This window comes from Erythrobacter sp. KY5 (genome assembly GCF_003264115.1).
Lineage (GTDB): Bacteria > Pseudomonadota > Alphaproteobacteria > Sphingomonadales > Sphingomonadaceae > Erythrobacter.
The window spans coordinates 187,019-208,861 of the sequence record NZ_CP021912.1; the positions used below are offsets into that span (position 1 = coordinate 187,019).

Below are 21,843 nucleotides of genomic sequence, written 5' to 3' on the forward strand. Positions count from 1 at the left end.
GCGGAAAGTGGGAGGGGCCCAATAACTAGCCTGGGCCCCGTTCCCCTTATTCCGCTGCCTCCGGCCACTCATCGTCGCTCTCGTCGCCGTCAGACAGCGACTTGAGTTCGACGTTCATACCCAGCGAGCGCATTTCCTTGACGAGAACGTTGAAGCTCTCCGGAATGCCGGCCTCAAAGGTGTCGTCGCCCTTGACGATCGCTTCGTAGACCTTGGTCCGGCCAACGACGTCGTCTGACTTGACGGTGAGCATTTCCTGCAAGGTGTAGGCTGCGCCGTATGCCTGAAGGGCCCAGACCTCCATCTCGCCGAAGCGCTGTCCACCGAACTGCGCCTTACCGCCCAGCGGCTGCTGGGTGACGAGCGAGTATGGGCCGATCGAGCGAGCGTGGATCTTATCGTCGACAAGGTGGTGGAGCTTGAGCATGTAGATGATGCCCACGGTTACCTTGCGGTCGAACGCTTCGCCGGTGCGGCCATCGAACAGCACCGACTGACCGGAGCTGTGGATGTTTGCCTTGACCAGCATGTCGGTCACGTCCTGCTCACGCGCGCCATCGAACACTGGCGTACCCATCGGGACACCGGCACTCAGGTTCTGCGCAAGCTCAACGATGCCAGCGGTCGAGCGGCTTTCGAGGTCTTCGAAATACTGCTCGCCATAGACGTCCTTGAGACGCTCCACGACCGCTTCAGGAGGCTTCGCACTGGCGTAGTCCTGTTTGGCGTTCGGGTTGGCGGCGTGCCATTCCTCAAGCTTGTCAGCGATATCCATGCCAAGGCCACGCGCTGCGAAACCAAGGTGGGTTTCGAAGATCTGCCCGACATTCATACGCGAAGGCACACCCAGCGGGTTCAGCACGAGATCGACCGGCGTACCGTCTTCGAGGAACGGCATGTCCTCGATCGGCAGGATGCGTGAAATCACACCCTTGTTCCCGTGACGTCCGGCCATCTTGTCGCCCGGCTGCAGCTTGCGCTTCACCGCGACGAAGACCTTGACCATCTTGAGGACGCCAGGAGCCAGCTCGTCACCACGCTCAAGCTTTTCCTTACGATCTTCGAACTTGTCGTCGATCATCTTGGCGCTCTCGTCATATTGCGACTTGATCGCTTCGATCTGGGCCTGGCGACCATCGTCGGCAACTGCGAACTTGAACCATTCGTGACGTTCGACTTCCTCAAGCACCTCTTCGGTGATCTCGGAACCCTTCTTCACGCCCTTGGGCGCAGCCGAAGCGGTCTGGCCGAGCAGCATGTCGCGCAAACGGTTGTAGGTCGCACGGTTGAGGATGTTGCGTTCGTCAGCCGCGTCTTTGCGAAGGCGCTCGATCTCTTCGTTCTGGATCGCACGCGTACGGTCGTCGATCTCGATACCGTGGCGGTTGAACACGCGAACTTCGACGATCGTGCCGGCAACACCCGGCGGCAGACGCAGCGAGGTATCGCGAACATCCGAAGCCTTTTCACCGAAGATGGCGCGCAGAAGCTTTTCTTCCGGCGTCATCGGGCTTTCGCCCTTCGGCGTGATCTTGCCGACCAGAATATCGCCCGGATGCACTTCTGCACCGATATAGACGATGCCCGCCTCGTCGAGGTTGCGCAGGGCTTCCTCGCCGACATTGGGGATGTCGCGGGTGATGTCTTCCGGCCCAAGCTTCGTGTCGCGAGCCATGACTTCGAATTCCTCGATATGGATCGAGGTGAAGACATCGTCCTTCACGATACGCTCGGAAATGAGGATGGAGTCTTCGTAGTTGTATCCGTTCCAGGGCATGAAGGCGACGAGGCTGTTCTTGCCCAGCGCCAGCTCGCCCAGATCCGTCGAAGGACCGTCAGCGATGATATCGCCCGGTTCGATCGTCTCACCCACCTTCACCAGCGGACGCTGATTGATGCAGGTGTTCTGGTTCGAACGCTGGAACTTCTGCAGCGTGTAGATGTCGACGCCCGACTGGCCGGGTTCGACATCTCCGATGGCGCGGATCACGATACGGGTTGCATCGACCTGGTCGACGATCCCGCCGCGCTTGGCAGCGATAGCAGCGCCCGAATCGCGCGCCACGGTCTCTTCCATGCCGGTGCCGACCCACGGTGCCTCAGCCTTCACAAGCGGCACCGCCTGGCGCTGCATGTTCGAGCCCATCAGCGCGCGGTTGGCGTCATCGTTTTCGAGGAACGGAATGAGCGAGGCTGCGACCGAAACAAGCTGCTTGGGGCTAACGTCCATCAGCGTGATCTGGTCGTTCGGCGCCATCAGGTTGTCGCCCGACTGGCGAGCCGAGATCAGGTCTTCGACAAAGGAGCCGTCATCGTTGAGCTCAGCCGAAGCCTGCGCAACGGTGTGCTTCTGCTCTTCCATGGCGGACAGGTAAATCACGTCGCCCGTGACCTTGTTGCCCTCGACCTTGCGGTATGGCGTTTCGATGAAGCCGTACTTGTTGACCCGGCTGAACGAGGCCAGCGAGTTGATGAGGCCGATATTCGGGCCTTCCGGCGTTTCAATCGGGCAGATACGACCATAGTGCGTCGGGTGAACGTCGCGGACTTCGAAGCCTGCGCGCTCACGCGTCAGACCACCCGGGCCAAGCGCCGAAACGCGGCGCTTGTGAGTGACTTCCGAAAGCGGGTTGGTCTGGTCCATGAACTGCGACAGCTGTGAAGAGCCGAAGAATTCGCGAACAGCAGCCACAGCCGGCTTTGCGTTGATGAGGTCGTTGGGCATGACGGTCGATACATCGACACTGCTCATGCGCTCCTTGACTGCGCGTTCCATACGCAGGAGGCCGACGCGGTACTGGTTTTCCAGCAGCTCACCGACCGAACGCACGCGGCGGTTGCCGAGGTTGTCGATATCGTCAACTTCGCCCTTGCCGTCCTTCAGGCCGACCAGCTCCTTGACCACGGCAAGGATGTCTTCCTTGCGCAAAGTGGTCACGGTGTCTTCGGCATCGAGTTCGAGGCGCATGTTGAGCTTCACGCGGCCAACGGCGGAAAGGTCGTAGCGCTCGCCATCGAAGAACAGGCCTTCGAAGAGCGCTTCTGCGGTTTCCTTGGTCGGCGGTTCGCCCGGACGCATCACCTTGTAGATGGCCTCAAGGCCCTCATCGCGGTTTTCGGCCTTGTCGACCTTGAGCGTGTTGCGGATCCACGGGCCGGTGTTGACCTCGTCGATGTCGAGCAGTTCGAGACTGTCGATGCCGGCGTTGTCGAAGGTTTCGACGTGCTCAAGCGTGATCTCGTCACCCGCTTCGATATAGATGCGGCCCGTGCTCTCATCGATCATGTCGTTGGCGGCGTAGCGGCTGACGACTTCTTCGGTCGGAAGGAGCAGGGTCTCAAGACCGTCCTTGGCCGCCTTGTTGGCAGCGCGCGGGCTGATCTTGGTTCCAGCCGGGAAGACTTCCTCACCGGTCTTGGCATCGACTAGGCCGAAGGTCGGCTTTTGACCGCGCCATTGTTCGGCGAGGAAGGGAATCTTCCACCCGTCCTTGGCGCGCTCCCAAACGACGGTGTCGTAGAAGTGGTGCAGGATCGCTTCGCTGTCGAGGCCCAGAGCATAAAGCAGCGCGGTGACCGGCAGCTTGCGCTTGCGGTCGATACGGACGTTGACGATGTCCTTGGCGTCGAACTCGAAGTCGAGCCACGAACCGCGATAAGGGATGACGCGCGCGGCGAACAGCAGTTTACCCGACGAGTGGGTCTTGCCGCGATCGTGGTCGAACAGCACACCGGGCGAACGGTGCATCTGCGAGACGATCACACGCTCGGTGCCGTTGATGATGAAAGTGCCGTTCTCGGTCATGAGCGGCATGTCGCCCATGTACACGTCCTGCTCCTTGATATCGAGGACGGAACGGGTTTCGGTTTCCTGGTCAACCTCGAACACGATCAGGCGCAGCGTCACCTTCATCGGGGCTGCGTAGGTGATGCCGCGCTGGCGACATTCGGTCGTGTCGTATTTCGGCTCTTCGAGTTCGTAATGCACGAAGTCGAGTTCAGCGGTGCCGGCAAAGTCGCGGATCGGGAAGACGCTGCGCAGGGTCTTTTCAAGACCCGAAACATAGCCAGTGTCCTTGTCCGAACGCAGGAACTGTTCGTAGCTCTCGCGCTGGACTTCGATCAGGTTGGGCATCTGGACGACTTCGTGAATGTCGCCGAAAATCTTGCGGATACGCTTCTTAGCGGTACCTTGCGCCTTGCGGCTGCGGACCTTCCCCTTGTTCGGGGTCTTCGCCTTGGTTGCCATGGAAGAGATTTGCCTCTTTTGCCTGCGCGCACGAGAAAGCTTCCCGCACGCAAAAAATAAATACGTTTCGTGACGCGAGAGCGTTCCGGCCCTATCCGACGCAAAGAAGCCGCACGCCGGAACGCACCCTACCGGGCCGCTTCGGTTGCAGCTTGTATCGTCGCGAATATGGCTAGCGCCGCTTCCATTCTTGGCCCGATCCCCGCGCATGAATCGGTCCGGCTCGAAGCTGGCGTGTGAGGGCTATCTAAGAGCCATGTTGGATTTGTCAACGCCGCGCGCAGCAGCGCCGTGACGTGGTTCGACTCAGCAGCGATCAAATCCATCTCGCACCCTCAAACGCCGCCACAGTCGCTTATCGAATACCGATATGGTTGGAATTATTGTTTTTCATAGAGGGACTTATCGTTTTTCAATATTTATTGATTGACGATAAATCGCAGGTCTCCTAGATAGAGATTATTGAAATTCAATATGCACCTTAAAGGAGAACGATATGACCCGCTTCATTAATCAATCGCTCGCCGTCTTCGCCGCTGTGATCCTCACGATCACCTCGGTCGGCGCCATCGTTACCGTACCGCCCGCATCGGCAAGCACCGCACACGGGTCGCTGGTTTCGGCCGAGCTTGCCTGAGCGCGAACAGAAAGGGGCAGACACCATGACAAAATACGAACGACCCAATGACCTCCTGCTGCTGGCAGGCAAGGTTCTCACCGTGATCGGTCAGATTGGTCTCGCTATCGGGGGATTGGCACTGACGATAGCGATTCCTCTCTTCCTCTTCTTCGGCGACGAGATCAGCGCAGAAATCGCGGAGCAGGGAACGACCGCGATCGGACCATTTCCCACCTTCGCAATGTTGGCCTTCATCGTGACCGTCCTCTTTGCGATGTTCCTCGCATTTCTTTTCTTTGGGAAACTGCGCGCGATCATCTCGAGCGTGGGTGAAGGCGACCCGTTCGTGCCGGAGAATGCCGAGCGATTGAACATCATGGCGTGGCTGATGCTTGGCATTCAGGTTCTTCTCATCCCCGCCGCAGGATTTGGCCTGATGCTCGCGAAATGGGCTGACGAGATGGAGCACGCAGAATTCACCATCGATGTCGGCCTGGACCTGACAGGCATCCTGATGGTGATCGTGCTCTTCATCCTCGCCCGCGTGTTCAAACATGGCGCAGCGATGCGTGAAGATCTCGAAGGGACCGTGTGATGCCTGCTGACGACGAAGGAGCAACGATCATGGTCAAGCTCGACGACCTGCTGCACGAACGCCGTATGACGCTGACCGAATTGGCAGAAAGGGTGGGCCTCACCCTCGCCAACCTGTCAATCCTCAAAACCGGCAAGGCCAAGGCGATCCGCTTCACCACCCTCGCCGCGATCTGCCGGGAGCTGGAATGCCAGCCGGGCGACCTCTTGAGCTTTCAGGCCGGGAAGGAAGGCTGATGGGGTCTCTCCAAAAATGGGGCGGTGTATCGGCGCTCGCCATCGCCGCGTCATACGTCTTCGGGTTCGCCCTGTTCATCGGGGTACTCGATCGGACGGGCTACGAAGGCGCAGGTGGTGAACTCGCTTTCGTGGCGGACAATGTCCATCTGCTTTCGACCGCAATCATCGCGCTTTATCCGCTGGCGGCCTGCGCCTTGTGCGTTCTTACAATTGCGCTGCGCGTGCGGCTCGATGAGCAGCCGATCGAGAGAGGCTGGAACGATGTTGCGGCAGTGTTCGGCGCGATCTGGGCGGCGCTACTGTTTGCCAGCGGATTTGTCGGCATCGTCGGAATGCACACCGTAACTGAACTCGCACAGACAACGCCCGAAGTGGCGCAGAGCACCTGGAGCGCGGTCTCGATCATCCAGAACGCACTTGGCGGCGGGATCGAGCTGGTCGGCGGTGTCTGGATGGCATTGGTCAGCGCCATTGCGATGCGTGTTGGATTTACCGGAAAGGCGCTTGGTTTTTTCGGCATTGCCATCGGGGCAATCGGCATCGCAACCGTGGTGCCGGCACTGTCGGATCTCGTCGATATCTTTGGACTGGGACAGATCGTCTGGTTCGCAGCCCTCGGCGTCGCGCTCATGCGCAGCGGTCCTGTAGTCCGCATCGATCGCGATGCATATGGAGCGAGATCGCCAGCCGACTGATTGCATCGCTTGTGAGACGAACGGCCCGCCCTTGCAATTGCGATGGCGGGTCGTTTGGTGTATCGTGAAGCTATGACACCTTGGCGTTCGATAGTTTCGCTGGCGTGCTCGGCGCTCTTGCTCACGGCGTGTGGTGTCGATGAGGTTCGCATCAACGAACCTTTTCCCACGCCAACACCCACGCCGTCTCCAAATTCCGCAGCATCCCTTCCGCGGCTTCCCGCCGGGCCGCATCTCGGCATGATCACCGGCTTCGATCCACTCGGCGCTGCACGCTCGCAGATTGCGCAAGATAGCTATGCGCAGGCGCGTGCGGCGGGTGCCAGCATAGGGAGAGTGCAGATCGACTGGGCCGACCTCGAACCCGCTCAGGGTCAGTACGACGCCGATGCGTTAGCCGAAGCTTTCGCGGATCCCAACCTTGACGGGATGAATGTCGTTGTCCTCGTTTCGACGCTGGACAGCGACGGGCTGACTCTGCCTTCATACCTGCAGGATGGCAATGATCTGCGCAGCGGCCTGACGCTGGCTTCGCCCGAAGTGACAGATGCATTTGCCGCGTTTCTCGGCTGGCTCGGCCCGCAACTACAGCAGCGCGACGTCTGGCTTCTCTCAATCGCGAACGAGCCGCTAGGGCCGATTGAGGACGGGCGCGCGACCGAAGCAGATGCGGTGACTTTTTACTCCAACGCGATGGATCAGTGGAATACCGAGATGCCGGAAATCGGCGTGACTGCCACCTTTACAATCGGTGGCCCCGCACAAATCCCCAATCTGTTCGAAGCCGTACGATCACGCGCGGATATCGTGAGTTTCAATTATTATTGCCTGACCGCCGATCTATTCGTCACCGGCCAGGCGGACTGGGAAGCGCGGCTCGCTCAGATGAAGGCTGACGCGGGCGACCGGGAGATATTCCTTCAGGAACTGGGATGCCCGGTCGGCTACGGCCCCTCCGGCGGACCCTCGGTTATCGGCGGCTCGCTCGACAATCAGGCGGCGTTCTTCGAATTTTTTGGTGAAACCTTCGCCACCGATCCCCAGATGCGCGCCGCGACCGCGTTTCAGTTGTTTGACTGGTCGCCCGAACTTGCGGCGATGTCAGCCGAGCCGCTGCGCGACGCCGGCCTGCCCGCCTTTGCCGACCGGTTCGAGGAATGGCTCGCCACGGTAGGCCTTCGCCGCTGGTCCGATGGCAGCGAGCGTCCGGCGTGGTCGGTATGGCTCGACCAACTTGAAAAGACGCGCCAGGCTCGCGGACAGTAGGAGGCACCGCCCATGCCCCCTTGACTGCGCGCGCCGATCCGCTATTTGCCCGCCTCGATTGCTTAGGCAGTCATCCGTCCAAGACAGTTGCTGAGCGGAACTATGTCCGTTCTTAATTTGCAGCCTAGGCGGGGAAAAGAGATTTCGCGGCCCTACGTGGTCGCAACCGGGCATATCAGCTCACCCTCCTTCCCCATCGCTGGACTTTTCGGTGTCGATGAACGGCACCGTTAGACATGAGCCGGTCGTTCGAAAGCCATTTCGTTCGGCCATTAGTGAAGGAGTATGGCATGGATCGTTCGCAAAAAGCCGACGCGGTTGCCCAGCTCAATGCGGTCTTCAACGAGGTCGGCGTGGTGGTTGTCACCCGCAATCTCGGCCTGACGGTGGATCAGTCCACCGATCTGCGTACGAAGATGCGCGATGCTGGCGCTTCCTACAAGGTTGCGAAGAACCGTCTCGCCAAGCTCGCCCTGAAGGACACCGATTACGTCGGGATCGATGAGTTTCTCACCGGCCCGACCGCGCTGGCGTGGTCTGAAGACCCCGTCGCAGCCGCAAAGGCTGCTGTCGATTTCGCAAAGTCGAACGACAAGCTGGAAATCGTCGGTGGTTCGATGGGCACGCAGGTTCTCGACGAAGCTGGGGTCAAGGCACTTGCCTCGATGCCGTCGCTCGACGAACTGCGCGGCAAGCTCGTTGGTCTCGTCAACGCCCCGGCAACGAAGATTGCCCAGGTCGTCAACGCGCCCGCATCGAAGCTCGCCCGTGTTTTCGGTGCCTATGGCGCCAAGGACGCAGCTTAAGACGCCTCCCCAGTCGGAGGCCGACAGAGACGCTTCTCGCAAGAGACGAAACATCATGGGGCATGTGAACCGCCCCGCCACATATTGGAGTGAACATCATGGCTGATATTGCCAAGCTTGTTGAAGAACTTTCGAAGCTGACCGTCCTTGAGGCGGCTGAACTTGCAACCGCTCTTGAAGAAGAGTGGGGCGTTAGCGCTGCTGCTGCAGTTGCTGTTGCTGGCCCGGCCGGCGGTGGCGATGCACCGGTTGCTGAAGAGAAGGACGAATTCGACGTCATTCTCACCGGCGACGGCGGCAAGAAGATCCAGGTCATCAAGGAAGTCCGTGCCATCACCGGTCTCGGCCTCACCGAAGCCAAGGGTCTCGTCGAAGGCGCGCCCAAGCCGCTCAAGGAAGGCGTCAACAAGGCGGAAGCCGAAGAGATCAAGGGCAAGATCGAAGCAGCCGGCGGTACCGTCGAGCTCAAGTAAGCTTCTTTCGAGCTACTGCTCAAAAAAGAGGGCGGTGCCAGCGATGGCGCCGCCCTTTCTTTTTGGTTCGAACTCGCGTTGCCTTAGCGCGGGATGATCTGGTCGATCCCGGTCCGTTCCGTGCCGACAGTCGGCGCGCCGATCTGGTCGACCTGCACTTTGCCAGCATAGGGCGCGTCCTGATAGTCGATGCCGAACTCGACCTCGTCATAGACGGGGTTGTAGTTGATCGGGATGCCTGCGGCCTGCAATTCGGCAATGGTGATGAAGGTGTCGATCGTATCGCCAGCGCGAAGATGCTCGATCTCGCCTGGCGTGAAGCGCTCGTGCAGCACGTCCACCACCGAACCCAGCCGGATCGCGATGGTACCATCAAGCTGACGAAAATCGACCGAGCCAGTCAGCACACCGTTTACACGCGCATCAAGCCTGGTCTTGGTAATCAGCTCGGCCTGCGCTGCGGCGCTCGCGCTGACAGAGGCGCCGGGTTCGGGTATCGGAACCAGCTGCGCATCGCGTGCGGCGGCAGGTTCGGGCAGTTGTGGCCCGCGGCCTGAAACGGTTGGGATGGAACGGCGGGCCTCGTTCGAGACATCGATCGCTCCGGCAAATGCGGCTTCGATGGATTCGTTTGCCGCAGAAATGCTTTGCTGCACCACAGGCTCAACCGACGCGGAAGCAGAAGCAAGCGCTTGCGTGCGGCGTGCGAAGCCCGGCGCAGGACTGGGGCGAAAACCGCGTGATACAGTAAGCTGCTGAACCTCGACAAGGTCAGCCCTGGGGGCACGCGAAGCTTGTGTGCCTTCAAAACCGGGGATCGGCGCGGCGACGAAACCGCGCGAAACGGTGCGCTGCTCAACCGGCGCAAAAGCCGGGCTCAGAACCACCGACGGCGGTAGGTTGGATGTATCGAGTGCAGCAACCTCAGATGGCGGCGGCGCAGTAAAGCCGCGAGAAACGGTGCGCTGGGACACCTCGCCATAGGCAGCCGTCGGTGCGTCCAATGCGCTTGCCCCTTCGAATGCGGGGGCAAGCGCCGGACGAAAGCCGCTGGACACGGTGAGCTGCTCGACTTCGACCAGTCCCGCCATCGGGGCCCGAACCGCTTCGGCAAGTCGCGGCGCGACAAGCTGGTGGCGGCGTATGCGAGCGGAGAGCGATACCGATTCGACCGTAGGCATCTCGATATCGGCAAAAGCGAGTTCGAAGCGGTCCGCGCCCGTGGCGAGAAATTCGAGCGGAATTGCACGGCCAAGTTCGCGATAGGTGACAAGGCTTCCCACCGTCACCGCTTCGGGTGCGATCTGCTCCGCCGCGATCACAGGGGCATAGACGGGCGCCGTTGCCCCAGCCGTAGGGGACCACAAGGTAGCGGGCAGTTCTGTCACCGAGCGGTCCATGCTGATCCGCATCAATGGCGTGCCCATCGCACCCAGTGACATGTCAGGAATGGTCACGGCCACGGCCACCGCCGCTGCCCCGGCCATCATGCGAGCGTTCATAGACCGGCGACGCTGGGTGGTCAGAAGGCTCGCTTCACGAGCGGCCAGTTCCGCCGCCGTCAAAGGCGCTGGCAGAAGATGCGCGCCGTCGCCGCGCATTTCATCGCAGCCCGGTTCGGGCGATGCGCCCTCATATAGAAAACGTGCAGACACGGATTCCCCCCTTAGAATCTTGCGGTGCGTTATGAAGATATTCACCATGCATTTAAAGCGGTTTCTTGAAAGTGCGCCCTCAGCGCCCCGCGCTGATACAACTTTCCGCTTTCCCGGACCGCCACAAATCCCTATCCGGTTCGGCTCGCTTGTCACGGTCTGGCTCGGCGAGCAGACATGACATGACGCACACTGCCAAACCTTCCGGTCCGCCCAGCGTGACCAGACTGACCTGGGGTCAGGAGCTTCGAGCAACGATTGGGCTCGCGGCGCCGTTGGCGCTCGCCAATCTGCTCCAGATGCTGACCTATGCCGTCGACGTGATCTTCATCGCGCGGCTCGGTGAAGATCCCCTTGCTGCCTCGACCCTCTCGGTTTCGCTGTTCGGAATGGTCCTATGGGCGCTGGCCGCGCTGACCGGCGCGGTCGCACCGCTCATCGCCGAAGCTATTGGCGCGCGCGCGCGTACACCGCGTCCCGTGCGCCGGGCAACGCGCATGGCGCTATGGCTGGCTGTCATGTCGGGGGCCGCGGGCATGGGAGTGTGCCTGCTTCTCGTTCCGCTCATGTATCTGAGCGGACAGGACGAGGCCCTGATCCCGCTCGCCAACGAATACAATTCTATCATCGTGTTCTCGATGATCCCCATGCTGCTCGCAGGCGTCTTGCGTAACTTCGTGTCGGCACTTGGCCGCCCGTTCTTCGCAACGATGATCACGGCACTCGGCATCGTGGTGAACAGCACTGCGAACTACGCCTTGATCTTCGGCAATTTCGGAGCGCCCGAGCTCGGCCTCGCCGGAGCTGCAATCGCGACGAATATCACCGCGCTGGTGGTGCTGGGCGCTTACGTGCTCGCCATCCTCACCAACCCGGTGTTCGCCAGCTATCGCATCTTCTACAGGCTCCACCGCGCCGACTGGACGCGCATGCGCCAGATCATCACCATCGGCACGCCGATCGCTTTCACCGTGATGGCAGAGGCCGGTATTTTCGGAGCCGCGCCTTTCCTGATGGGCATGTTCGGCCCGGCGCAGGTTGCTGGCCACGCGCTCGCGATCCAGCTTGCCGCGCTCGCATTTCAGGTGCCGTTCGGAGTGGGGCAGGCGGTGACGATACGCGTGGGCTATTTCTATGGCGCGCGCGATCCAGTCGGCATCACCCGCGCTGGCTGGTCGGCTATCGGCATAAGCATCGCCTTCATGTCAATGACCGCTGCCGCGATGGTGCTGTTCCCCGAGGCGCTCTTGTCGATCTATGTCGATCCGCAGGCGGCGAAGAACGCAGCCGTAGTCGGCTTTGCACTGCAATTCCTCGTCTTTGCCGCCGCGTTCCAGTTGGTCGACGGTGTGCAGGCCGTCGCGGCAGGCGCGCTGCGCGGACTGCAGGACACGCGCATCCCGATGTGGATCGCGATTTTCAGCTACTGGGTGCCGGGCATAGGTGTTGCGGTCGGTCTCGGCTTTGGAGCCGGGCTCGAAGGGGTCGGCGTATGGATCGGCCTTGCGACTGGCCTTGCCTTTGCCGCCGTGCTGCTGCTCTGGCGCTGGATGTTGCGCGAGCGGCTAGGCCTGACAATGCGCACAAAAGGCGAGGCGGTTATGCCGCTGCCCGCGTAGTCACCTCGCGCTGCGGGAACGGGATGGTAAGGCCGACTTCATCGAATTTGGTCTTGGCGGCTTCGGTGAGGTCCCACGAAAGCCCGACATAATCTGCCGTGCTGCACCAGACGCGAAGGCCGATGCCGACCGAGCTGTCATCAAGCGAATTAACGAAAGCCTGCGGAGCAGGATCGTCGAGCACGCGCTCATCGGCGTCGGCCAGGTCGAGCAGGGTCTGGCGCGCCTGCTCCATGCTGTCGCCATAGCCGATCCCAACGACCAGTTCGAACCGGCGGACAGGGTGGCGGCTGAAATTGACTATGGCTTTGTTCCACAACTCGTTGTTGGGCATCATCACGAAAAGCCCGTCAAACTGCTTGAGCTCGGTGGTGAACAGGCCGATCTGCTGAACCACTCCGGTGATAGGGCCGACCGTGATCGCCTCGCCCACGCGGAACGGTTTCTGGACAAGGATCATGACGCCAGAGGCGACATTGCTGAGCGTCCCTTGAAGCGCGAGCCCCACCGCGAGCGCCATACCGCCGAGCGCGGCAATGATACTGGTGGTCTCGACCCCGAACTGGGTGAGGACAGTCACACCAAGGACCACCCAAAGCGCGTACTTGATAAGGCTTGCGAGCAGGCTTGCGACACTGGGGTCGAGCTTGTCCGACCTGGTCAGCGCGTTTGAGACAAACCGCGAAATCAGGCCTGCAATCACAAGCCCGATCACCAGCACGGCAATCGCGCCAATGATCTCCATCAGATTGAGCCGCAGCCAGACAAATATCTGTTCGGGGATGGTCAGTGCGGAAATCTCTGCATCGAATGTCATTGCGAAGGAAGCCTCGGTCAATTTGTAACGCGCGCGGATGAGCCAGCGCTGGATAGGAACGCCGCTGAATTCAGGCGGTTTCGGGAAAAGTTTGTGCGCTCCCTAACCACTTGGAGCGTGCATGGCCAACCGGGGCGAAAAATAGCGCCCATGGCGGCGCAATTTTTTCATGAACAATCCTTGACTCATGAACCTCGCACAACCATCTGCGCTGCCGTTGGCACTCTCACGCCGAGAGTGCCAAAACCGTAATTTTCAACCTAGCAAGAAAGGTCATTGAAATGGCATTTCGTCCCCTGCACGACCGCGTGGTCGTCCGTCGCATCGAAGCCGACACCAAGACCGCCGGTGGCATCATTATCCCCGACTCAGCACAGGAAAAGCCGAGCGAAGGCGAAATCGTCTCCGTTGGCGAAGGCGCACGTGACGATGACGGCGACCGCATTCCGCTGGACGTCAAGGCCGGCGACCGCGTGCTTTTCGGCAAGTGGTCCGGAACCGAAGTCAAGATCGACGGCGAAGACCTGCTGATCATGAAGGAAAGCGACATCATGGGGATCATCGGCTGAGCCGAGACCCGCACGCTTTCTAGTCAAACACCCAATTCTCAGGAGAAACAACAATGGCTGCAAAGAACGTAAAGTTCGGCCGTGAAGCCCGCGAAGGCATTCTTCGCGGCGTCGACACCCTCGCCAACGCTGTAAAGGTCACGCTCGGCCCCAAGGGCCGCAATGTCGTGATCGACAAGAGCTTCGGCGCACCGCGCATCACCAAGGACGGCGTTACCGTCGCCAAGGAAATCGAACTTAAGGACAAGTTCGAGAACATGGGCGCGCAGATGCTCAAGGAAGTGGCATCGAAGACCAACGACCTCGCCGGTGACGGCACCACCACCGCAACCGTTCTGGGCCAGGCCATCGCTCGCGAAGGCATGACCGCGGTTGCTGCCGGCATGAACCCGATGGACCTGAAGCGCGGCATCGATCTTGCCACCACCAAGGTTGTCGAAAACCTCAAGGCGCGTTCGAAGGACGTCTCGGGCTCGCAGGAAATCGCCCAGGTCGGCATCATCTCGGCCAATGGCGACAAGGAAGTCGGCGAAAAGATCGCCGAAGCCATGGAAAAGGTCGGCAAGGAAGGCGTGATCACCGTGGAAGAGGCCAAGGGTCTCGAATTCGAGCTCGACGTTGTCGAAGGCATGCAGTTCGACCGCGGCTACCTCTCGCCCTACTTCATCACCAACCCGGACAAGATGCAGGTCGAACTCGACAACCCCTACATCCTGATCCACGAGAAGAAGCTTTCGAACCTGCAGGCTATGCTGCCGGTCCTCGAAGCAGCCGTTCAGAGCGGCCGTCCGCTCCTGATCATCGCTGAAGACATCGAAGGCGAAGCGCTCGCGACCCTCGTCGTGAACAAGCTGCGCGGCGGCCTGAAGGTTGCAGCGGTCAAGGCACCGGGCTTCGGCGATCGTCGCAAGGCCATGCTGCAGGACATCGCGATCCTCACCAAGGGTGAGATGATCAGCGAAGACCTCGGCATCAAGCTTGAGAACGTCACGCTCGGCATGCTCGGCGAAGCCAAGCGCGTCACCATCGACAAGGACAACACCACCATCGTCGACGGTGCAGGCAGCGAAGACGACATCAAGGCCCGCGTCGGCGAAATCCGCACGCAGATCGATAACACCACCAGCGACTACGACCGCGAGAAGCTGCAAGAGCGTCTCGCCAAGCTTGCTGGCGGCGTTGCCGTGATCAAGGTCGGCGGTGCATCGGAAGTCGAAGTGAAGGAGCGCAAGGACCGCGTCGACGACGCGCTTCACGCAACCCGTGCTGCCGTCGAAGAAGGCATCGTACCGGGCGGTGGTACCGCGCTGCTCTACGCGACGAAGGTTCTCGAAGGCCTCAAGGGCGACAATGACGACCAGACCCGCGGCATCGACATCGTTCGCCGCGCGATCATGGCGCCGGTTCGCCAGATTGCTCAGAACGCTGGCCACGACGGCGCAGTCGTTTCGGGCAACCTGCTTCGCGAAGACAACGAAAGCCAGGGCTTCAACGCTGCAACCGACACCTATGAAGACCTGGTGAAAGCCGGCGTCATCGACCCGACCAAGGTCGTTCGCACCGCGCTTCAGGACGCAGCTTCGGTTGCAGGCCTGCTCATCACCACCGAAGCGGCGATCACCGACGCTCCGGAAGACGACAAGGGCGGCCCGGCTATGCCCGATATGGGCGGAATGGGCGGAATGGGAGGCATGGGCGGCTTCTAAGTCACTCACGCACCGACGCTTAGAAGAGGCCTCGGCGACACGTTCGCCGGGGCCTTTTTCATGCATGCAATGCAACCACGTGCGAGCTCGCGCGTTAGGTAGCAAAGGAGACAGATACCATGAAACTGCCACAGAACGCTCACGTCGCCGTCGTCGATGGAGAGACCTTCTTGTTGTTCCGCAACGAGGGAAAGTTGTTTGAGCCCAAGCTTCGCAAGGAAGACAGCCCCGATCTCGACATCACCAATTTCAGCGCAGGCGTGCGCCACCAGGATGATATCGGACAGGAACTCGGTCGCACCCAGCTCGATGAACTTGCGCATGGAGCAGCGGTCGCAGAATGGCTGAGCGCGAAGGCGGTATCGGGCGAACTGGACGACGTTCTGATTATCGCCGACCCCAAGTCACTGGGCGAAATGCGCAACCACTACCACAGCGAGTTGAAGAAGCGCGTCGTGGGCGAGATTGACAAGACCCTGACAAACCAGCCCGTCGAAAAGATCGAGCAAGCAATCACCGCCGCCTGACTGCGGCTCCGCTCCGATCAGCACGCCCCGCGCGGATTCCCATCCGGCGGGGCGCCTTTCATTAACCATCTAATTTCTTGACGGTTTTCCGACCTGCCCGTAACGCACGCCGCCATGTGCAAGACTGTCCACTTCGTCGCCATCAATGGCGGTAACGCCTCGGAAGATCGTTCTTCCGGGGAAGTGGTCGGCGTGCGCATGTAATACAAGCAGCATAGATCACTTCGCCAGCGGATTGGCGGATTGATCTTTTGCAAAGCTCTCCCCGTCATCGCTCTGGTCACGTGATCTTCTCAATCAAGGGAAGTAAAGATGACTATCATACACAAACCGCCAAGCCTGCCGCACCTTGCGCGCCAGCTGGACTTTGACACTCTGCTCTCGCAGCTCGAAGACGCGCGTGCGCAAAAGGCGATCTACGCCAGGGGCCACGATGAAATGCCGGGCCTGCTGATCTGGAACTACACGAACAAGTGCGTCTACGACAAAATGTGGACGCCGATCAGCATGCATGCGCGAGGCCTGATCATGGACATGGAAAAGCGGGAAGTCGTGGCGACGCCTTTCCCAAAGTTCTTCAACGTGTCCGAGGCCGGCGAAGGGATGACCTTGCCTGACAGGCCTTTCGAAGTTTTCGAGAAGCTAGATGGAAGCCTGATCATCTTGTTCCATTGGCATGGCCGCTGGCATGCAGCGACCCGCGGGGCGCTGCGGACCGAGCAGGCGCAATGGGCAGAACAATGGCTAGCCGACAAGGACCTGTCCGCACTCACGCCGGGCGTCACATATCTGTGCGAGGCCATCTATCCGGGAAACCGGATCGTGATCGAGTATGCCGAAAGCGGTCTTGTTCTTCTGTCAGCTTACGATGCTGAAGGTTTCGAACTGAGCGCGAAGGCCACGTATGCGACGGCCCAAGTGCTCGGCTGGAAAGCGGCCAAGCGCTATGCTTTCGACAATGTCGATGAACTGTTCGCTTCAGCTCAAGCTTTGCCCGAAAGCGAGGAAGGATACATCCTGCGCTTCGATGACGGGCATCGCCTCAAGCTGAAGGGCAGCGCGTATTGCCGCGTCCACGCGTTGATCTCTCGCATCACACCGCTGGCGATCTGGGAATTGATGCAAGCGGGCGATGATCTGGAAAACGTTCGCAAACAGATACCGGAGGAGTTCTGGACAGATTTCGACCGGATTGCAGAGCTGATCCAGAGCCGGATCAACGATCGGATCGCGCGGGTAATGGAACACGCGGAGCTTCTGAAGGGTGCGTCCGACAAGGAAGTCGGCCTTGCGCTCCCGAGCCTGCCCGAAGACGTGCGGGGGCTTATTTTCATCGCCCGCAAGATCGACGGACCTCTCATCGAGGACCGCAAGGCACGGCAATCGCTGTTCCGCGAGGTGCGGCCGACCTTGAACGTTCTGGAAGGCTATGAGCCATCCTATGCCCTCTCCCGCTCGATCCAGAGCGGCGAATGAGCCCACTCTGAGAACCCCGGAGGACATTCGTCTTCCGGGGTTTTTCGTTGGTCGATTGGTCCCCTTCCCAACCATCGCGACCTGCCGCATAACGCCGCGCAGTTTCACGTAGAGGGGAAATCCATTGAGAACGAAGTTTGCCGCACTGCTGCTCGCATCGGTTGCGCTTGCAGGTTGCGACGGCATGATGTCGCCAGCCGCGACCATCGAATGCGCCACCACCCAGACCGAATGCCTTAACGAGTGGTTCGACGCCAAGTTCGAGGAAGAGCTAGCGTTCAGCCCGCTGCGCATGACCTCACTCGGCATCAAGACCGACTATGACAAGATCGATGACCTCTCGGTCGAGGCTCAGATGGAACAGGTGGAATGGTGGCAGAATGCCGCTGCCGAGATGGAAGCGAATTTCGACTATGACGAGCTCTCGCGCGATGCGCAGCTGTCATACGACATGTTCAAGTACCGCGCCGAGCGTGCCGCAGCCTCAGCCGAGTTCGTGGAACAGAATTACATCCTCGACCAGATGAACGGCGCTCACACCTTCCTGCCAAGCTTCATGCTCAGCCAGCACACGGTCGAAAGTGAAAGCGACATGGCGGCGTTCATTTCGCGCCTCAGCGGGATCGGCACCGCGATGGACCAACTGCTCGCGAACGCCCAGACCAACGCTGAGGCAGGCACGCGCCCGCCCCGCTTCGCTTACAATGCCGTTATCGCGGAGAGCGAAAAGATCATCACCGGCGCGCCGTTCGATGAGGGCGAGCCCTCGGCGTTGTGGACCGGTGTAGAGGGCCATCTGGCGAAGCTGGTCGAAGACGAAACCATAACTCAGGAACGCGCCGATGAACTCCGCGAAGAGGCCCGCGCCGCGCTGACGGACGATCTTGCTCCGGCCTATCAGCGAGTGATTGACTGGTTCGAGGAAGACCTTCCCAATTCCGACGAGGAAGCGCGCGGCGTCGATGCACTCACCAATGGCGCGGCCTATTACGCCGACAGCCTCAAAGCGATGACCACCACCGATCTTACGGCAGATGAAATCCACGAGCTGGGCCTTGCCGAAGTCGCGCGCATTCGCGGCGAGATGGAAGCCATCATGCAAAAGACCGGTTTTGAAGGGACCCTGCAGGAGTTCTTCCTATTCACCCGCGACGATCCGCAATTCTTCTTCTCCAACGACGAAGCAGGCGCGCAGGACTATATCGACCGGGCAAAGATGCACATCGATGAGCTGACCGAGCGGCTTCCCGAATTCTTTGGCCGGCTTCCGAAGGCCGCGCTTGAGGTGCGCCGGGTCGAACCGTTCCGCGAACAGGATGGCGCTGCGCAGCATTATCGCCCGGGCACGCCCGATGGTTCGCGACCTGGTGTGTACTACGCTCACCTGTCGGACATGACGGCAATGCCGATCCCGCCGCTGGAGGCGATCGCCTATCACGAAGGCAATCCCGGGCATCACATGCAGGTCTCGATCGCACAGGAGCTTGAAGGCGTGCCCAAGTTCCGCGCACAGGGCGGGTTTATCTCGGCCTATGGCGAAGGCTGGGCGCTTTATTCAGAAGCACTCGCCAAAGAGATGGGCGGTTATGAGGATCCCTACTCCGATTTCGGCCGCCTGCAGAGCGAGATGTGGCGTGCCATCCGCCTTGTGGTTGACACTGGTATCCATTCGAAGGGCTGGACCGAGGATCAGGCGGTTCAGTACTGTCTCGAAAACTCGCCCAATCCCGAAACCGTGGCGCGCAGCGAAGTGCAGCGCTACTTCGTGCTTCCGGGACAGGCGACCAGCTACAAGATCGGGATGATCCGTATCCAGGAACTTCGCAAGAAAGCGGAAGAAGAACTGGGCGAGGACTTTGATATTCGCGGTTTCCACGACACCGTTCTCGGTGGTGGCTCGGTACCGCTGCCGCTGCTTGAGAAGCAGGTCGACAACTGGATCGCATCGGTCAAGGAAAGCTGACCCGACACAACGGCGCAAACACAAAAAGGGCGGGGTAGCCAGTAGCTACCCCGCCCCTTTTTGTTGCGGCTCAGTTGAGGGCTATCAGCCGCCCGAACGGCTCGCCTCGGCGGCTTCGATATCGGCTTCCGACCAGATCACCTGCGTCTGGGTCTGCGGGTTGAAGCGCGTGTTGGCATAGGATGCCGCTTCGGCTGCCGCGATCTCGGCTGCGGTCAGGTACTCGCTCGGCTCAAGCGCGAACACGTCGAGGCCGCGCGTAATCTCGGTGCCGTAGATCCGGCCATTATACCAGTATGACGACCAGAAACCGCCGACGACCAGCTGCTCATCGTCAATCGCACCGCGATCGAAATATGCGATTTCCATCGGGTTCGCGCTGTCGGTGAAGTCCATCACGCTGATGCCGCCCTGATACCAGCTCTGCACAAAGATATCGCGACCCGGAACCGGAACAATTGATCCGTTGTGAGCGACGCAGTTTTCATACTCACCCTGCGGACCGGGCATCTTGTAGTGGCTGCGGAATTCGAGCTTGCCATCGACAATATCGTAGATCGCATTCGCGCCCCACGTCATCGGGTCAGACGCCTTGCAGCGCGGACGGCCACCGCCGCCCCATTCGTCGGTGAAGATCACCTTGGTGCCATCATTGTTGAACGTGGCCGAGTGCCAGTAGGCGAAACCCTTGTCGAACACGGCATCGGTGCGGACCGGGTTGTAGGGGTCCGAGATGTCCATCAGGATGCCGTTACCCGAACAAGCGCCAGCCGCGATGTTCAGCGACGGGAACACGGTGATGTCGTGGCACTGGTTGGTCTGACGCGTGTTCTGCGCGCCATCCTCGCTTTCGCCGCCTTCCCAAAGGCCTGCGATCTCGCCTGTCGCTGCATCGGCGAACACACGCGGGCTGCTGACAATGCGGGCGGCTGCCGGGTTGGCCACCGGAATTTCGATCACGTCGATGCTGAACAGTGCTGTCCGACTGTCCGACGGGTTGTCGATGCAGCGGGCAAGCTCTTCCTGATCGCGGACGCGCGAGGTGCCCGAATTGTAGACGACGATCTTCTCGGCATCCGCGCTCACCACCGAGTGCGTGTGGCTGCCGCGGCAGGTCTGGACCTGGCCAACCTGGCGAACGGCAGTGAGATCGGAGATATCAAAGATGCGAAGACCGCGGAAGCGCTCTTCACTGACGTCGCCTTCGACGCCCTGCAGGCCGCAATCGACGCGGCCACGGGTCTGCTCAACGCTCATCACCAGAAGGTTGTCGACGACCGAAACGTCGCCCTGCCCACCCGGACACACGACCGAGGAAAGCAGGTTGGGGACACCATCGTCGCCGAGGCGATAGATGTTGAAGCCGTGATAATTGCCGGTGACCAGAATGTCGTCGAAGAACGCCATGTCGGTGTTGGCAAAGTCGAGCAGCGGCGAACGTTCCGCAAACTGGGTGAGGCTTTCGCCGTCTTCGTCGGGTTCTGCAACCTCTTGGCTGTCAGCGCCGTCCGGGTCGACCTCGACCGCGACCACGTCAGATTGGCCCGCTTCGATCAAATTCGCTTCCGCTTCAGCTTCGAGCGCATCGTCCTCATCTTCCTCGCGCGGCGGAACTACAGCGCGCAGATCAGCGGGGTTTTCCGGATTGAAGAAGCCGGCGGGCTTGGGAAGCGAGACGACCTTGCGCAGGTTCCAGATGGCCTCGCCTGCATCGGCGAAACCGGGCTTCAGGCCAGCTCGAGGATCGTCCGAAAGGCTCGCCAGAATCTTGTCCATGCGCTCGATCTCGGAGCTTTGATCATTGTCGATATCGCCGACGAAGCGGAACAGGATCGGGTCAGCCGCGCTGCCGGGCTGGCGCAGCAATTCCTCGGTCATGTCGATCGCGCCTTCGTGGTGCGCGATCATCAAGGTGAGGAACATGCGGTCGAAATCGCTGCCTTCGAGCGTTGCGAGCTCGGCCAACTGCGCTGGCCTTGCCATACCTGCCATCATGGAATGGCCCATCATGGCGTGGTTCGAGTGATCCATACCCGCGTGGTCCATACCGGAATGGTCCATACCGACCATGACGGTCTTTTCACCGCGAGCCGCCAGCCATTCGTTCATGAACTCGATCTCGTCAGCCTGGCTGGCGAGGATCTTTTCGGCGATCGTCACGACTTCTTCGTTGTTGGTACGATCAGCGACCAGCTGCGACATCTCCACCGCCTGCTGGTGGTGTAAGATCATGCCCTGCATGAATGCGACGTCGGCGTTGATGTAGCTCGACTTGGCAATCTCGCTGGCCTCATCTGCGCTCAGGGTCTTGCTTGCCTGTCCGGGGGCACCCGGTTGAAGGATCGGAGCGGTCTGAGCCATTGCAAGGCTCGACCCCGTCAAAAGCATGGCGGTAACAAGAGAGCGCGTACCGATAATGGCCGCACGCTCTGCGGCATTGCGTGTGATTGTCATGTCAGTCCCTGTTCGCGAAAATAGGTCGGCCTTGCTTGCCGCTTGTCGGTTGACAGTCAAGTGGTCGCCGTGAGCAGCCGGTCAAGGATCGACGAAGGCATAACTGGAACCTTTA

At 60.4% G+C, this 21,843-nt stretch carries 17 protein-coding genes; 13 read left to right on the forward strand and 4 right to left on the reverse strand.

Annotated elements, in window-relative coordinates:
- Positions 1-46: 46 nt before the first annotated feature.
- Positions 47-4,249: a DNA-directed RNA polymerase subunit beta gene (rpoB, locus tag CD351_RS00860; protein WP_111990872.1), complete on the reverse strand. Its 4,203-nt coding sequence runs from the start codon at positions 4,247-4,249 to the stop codon at positions 47-49.
- A gap of 496 nt (positions 4,250-4,745) precedes the next feature.
- Here rpoB and CD351_RS15820 point away from each other — a divergent pair, with 496 nt between their 5' ends.
- From CD351_RS15820 to rplL, 7 genes are all read left to right on the forward strand, one after another.
- Positions 4,746-4,886: a hypothetical protein gene (locus CD351_RS15820; protein ID WP_174214215.1), complete on the forward strand. Its 141-nt coding sequence runs from the start codon at positions 4,746-4,748 to the stop codon at positions 4,884-4,886.
- A gap of 25 nt (positions 4,887-4,911) precedes the next feature.
- Positions 4,912-5,463, forward strand: a complete 552-nt coding sequence (locus tag CD351_RS00865) for a DUF2975 domain-containing protein (protein ID WP_234027178.1) — start codon at positions 4,912-4,914, stop codon at positions 5,461-5,463.
- A complete protein-coding gene (locus CD351_RS00870; protein ID WP_111993515.1) occupies positions 5,463-5,699 on the forward strand; it encodes a helix-turn-helix transcriptional regulator in 237 nt (78 codons plus the stop codon). The genes CD351_RS00865 and CD351_RS00870 overlap by 1 nt, the downstream gene beginning before the upstream one ends.
- Positions 5,699-6,397 carry a hypothetical protein gene (locus CD351_RS00875; protein WP_111990874.1) on the forward strand — a complete coding sequence of 233 codons (699 nt, stop codon included), beginning with the start codon at positions 5,699-5,701 and terminating at the stop codon, positions 6,395-6,397. The genes CD351_RS00870 and CD351_RS00875 overlap by 1 nt, the downstream gene beginning before the upstream one ends.
- Before the next feature lie 240 nt (positions 6,398-6,637).
- On the forward strand, positions 6,638-7,663 hold the full coding sequence (locus CD351_RS00880; protein WP_162627557.1) for a hypothetical protein: 1,026 nt from the start codon (positions 6,638-6,640) through the stop codon (positions 7,661-7,663).
- Between the two features lie 290 nt (positions 7,664-7,953).
- A complete protein-coding gene (rplJ, locus tag CD351_RS00885; RefSeq protein ID WP_111990876.1) occupies positions 7,954-8,469 on the forward strand; it encodes a 50S ribosomal protein L10 in 516 nt (171 codons plus the stop codon).
- Between the two features lie 98 nt (positions 8,470-8,567).
- A complete protein-coding gene (gene rplL / locus CD351_RS00890) occupies positions 8,568-8,942 on the forward strand; it encodes a 50S ribosomal protein L7/L12 (protein ID WP_111993516.1) in 375 nt (124 codons plus the stop codon).
- 83 nt (positions 8,943-9,025) lie between these two features.
- On the opposite strand, the gene CD351_RS00895 is transcribed toward rplL, so the two are convergent.
- The gene (locus tag CD351_RS00895) at positions 9,026-10,597 is read right to left on the reverse strand and encodes a hypothetical protein (RefSeq protein WP_162627558.1); all 1,572 of its coding nucleotides are present in this window, start codon (positions 10,595-10,597) and stop codon (positions 9,026-9,028) included.
- 182 nt (positions 10,598-10,779) lie between these two features.
- Between CD351_RS00895 and CD351_RS00900 the strand changes: the two genes are divergently transcribed.
- Complete coding sequence (locus CD351_RS00900; protein ID WP_111990878.1) at positions 10,780-12,216, forward strand: MATE family efflux transporter; 1,437 nt, start codon at positions 10,780-10,782, stop codon at positions 12,214-12,216.
- Here the strand turns inward: CD351_RS00900 and CD351_RS00905 are convergent.
- Positions 12,197-13,033: a mechanosensitive ion channel family protein gene (locus tag CD351_RS00905; protein WP_111990879.1), complete on the reverse strand. Its 837-nt coding sequence runs from the start codon at positions 13,031-13,033 to the stop codon at positions 12,197-12,199. The genes CD351_RS00900 and CD351_RS00905 overlap by 20 nt on opposite strands.
- Positions 13,034-13,314: 281 nt before the next feature.
- Here CD351_RS00905 and groES point away from each other — a divergent pair, with 281 nt between their 5' ends.
- The 5 genes from groES to CD351_RS00930 all read left to right on the forward strand — a co-directional run bounded on the left by groES (position 13,315) and on the right by CD351_RS00930 (position 19,274).
- Complete coding sequence (gene groES, locus CD351_RS00910; protein WP_111990880.1) at positions 13,315-13,602, forward strand: co-chaperone GroES; 288 nt, start codon at positions 13,315-13,317, stop codon at positions 13,600-13,602.
- A 53-nt stretch (positions 13,603-13,655) separates the two neighbouring features.
- A complete protein-coding gene (gene groL / locus CD351_RS00915; RefSeq protein ID WP_111990881.1) occupies positions 13,656-15,308 on the forward strand; it encodes a chaperonin GroEL in 1,653 nt (550 codons plus the stop codon).
- A 119-nt stretch (positions 15,309-15,427) separates the two neighbouring features.
- Complete coding sequence (locus CD351_RS00920; protein ID WP_111990882.1) at positions 15,428-15,835, forward strand: host attachment protein; 408 nt, start codon at positions 15,428-15,430, stop codon at positions 15,833-15,835.
- 312 nt (positions 15,836-16,147) lie between these two features.
- Positions 16,148-17,311, forward strand: coding sequence for a T4 RnlA family RNA ligase (locus tag CD351_RS00925; RefSeq protein WP_111990883.1), 1,164 nt, complete (start codon positions 16,148-16,150; stop codon positions 17,309-17,311).
- A gap of 124 nt (positions 17,312-17,435) precedes the next feature.
- Positions 17,436-19,274, forward strand: a complete 1,839-nt coding sequence (locus CD351_RS00930) for a DUF885 family protein (protein ID WP_111990884.1) — start codon at positions 17,436-17,438, stop codon at positions 19,272-19,274.
- An 84-nt stretch (positions 19,275-19,358) separates the two neighbouring features.
- Here the strand turns inward: CD351_RS00930 and CD351_RS00935 are convergent, their stop codons facing one another.
- Positions 19,359-21,728 carry a DUF305 domain-containing protein gene (locus tag CD351_RS00935; protein WP_111990885.1) on the reverse strand — a complete coding sequence of 790 codons (2,370 nt, stop codon included), beginning with the start codon at positions 21,726-21,728 and terminating at the stop codon, positions 19,359-19,361.
- Positions 21,729-21,843 lie beyond the last annotated feature (115 nt).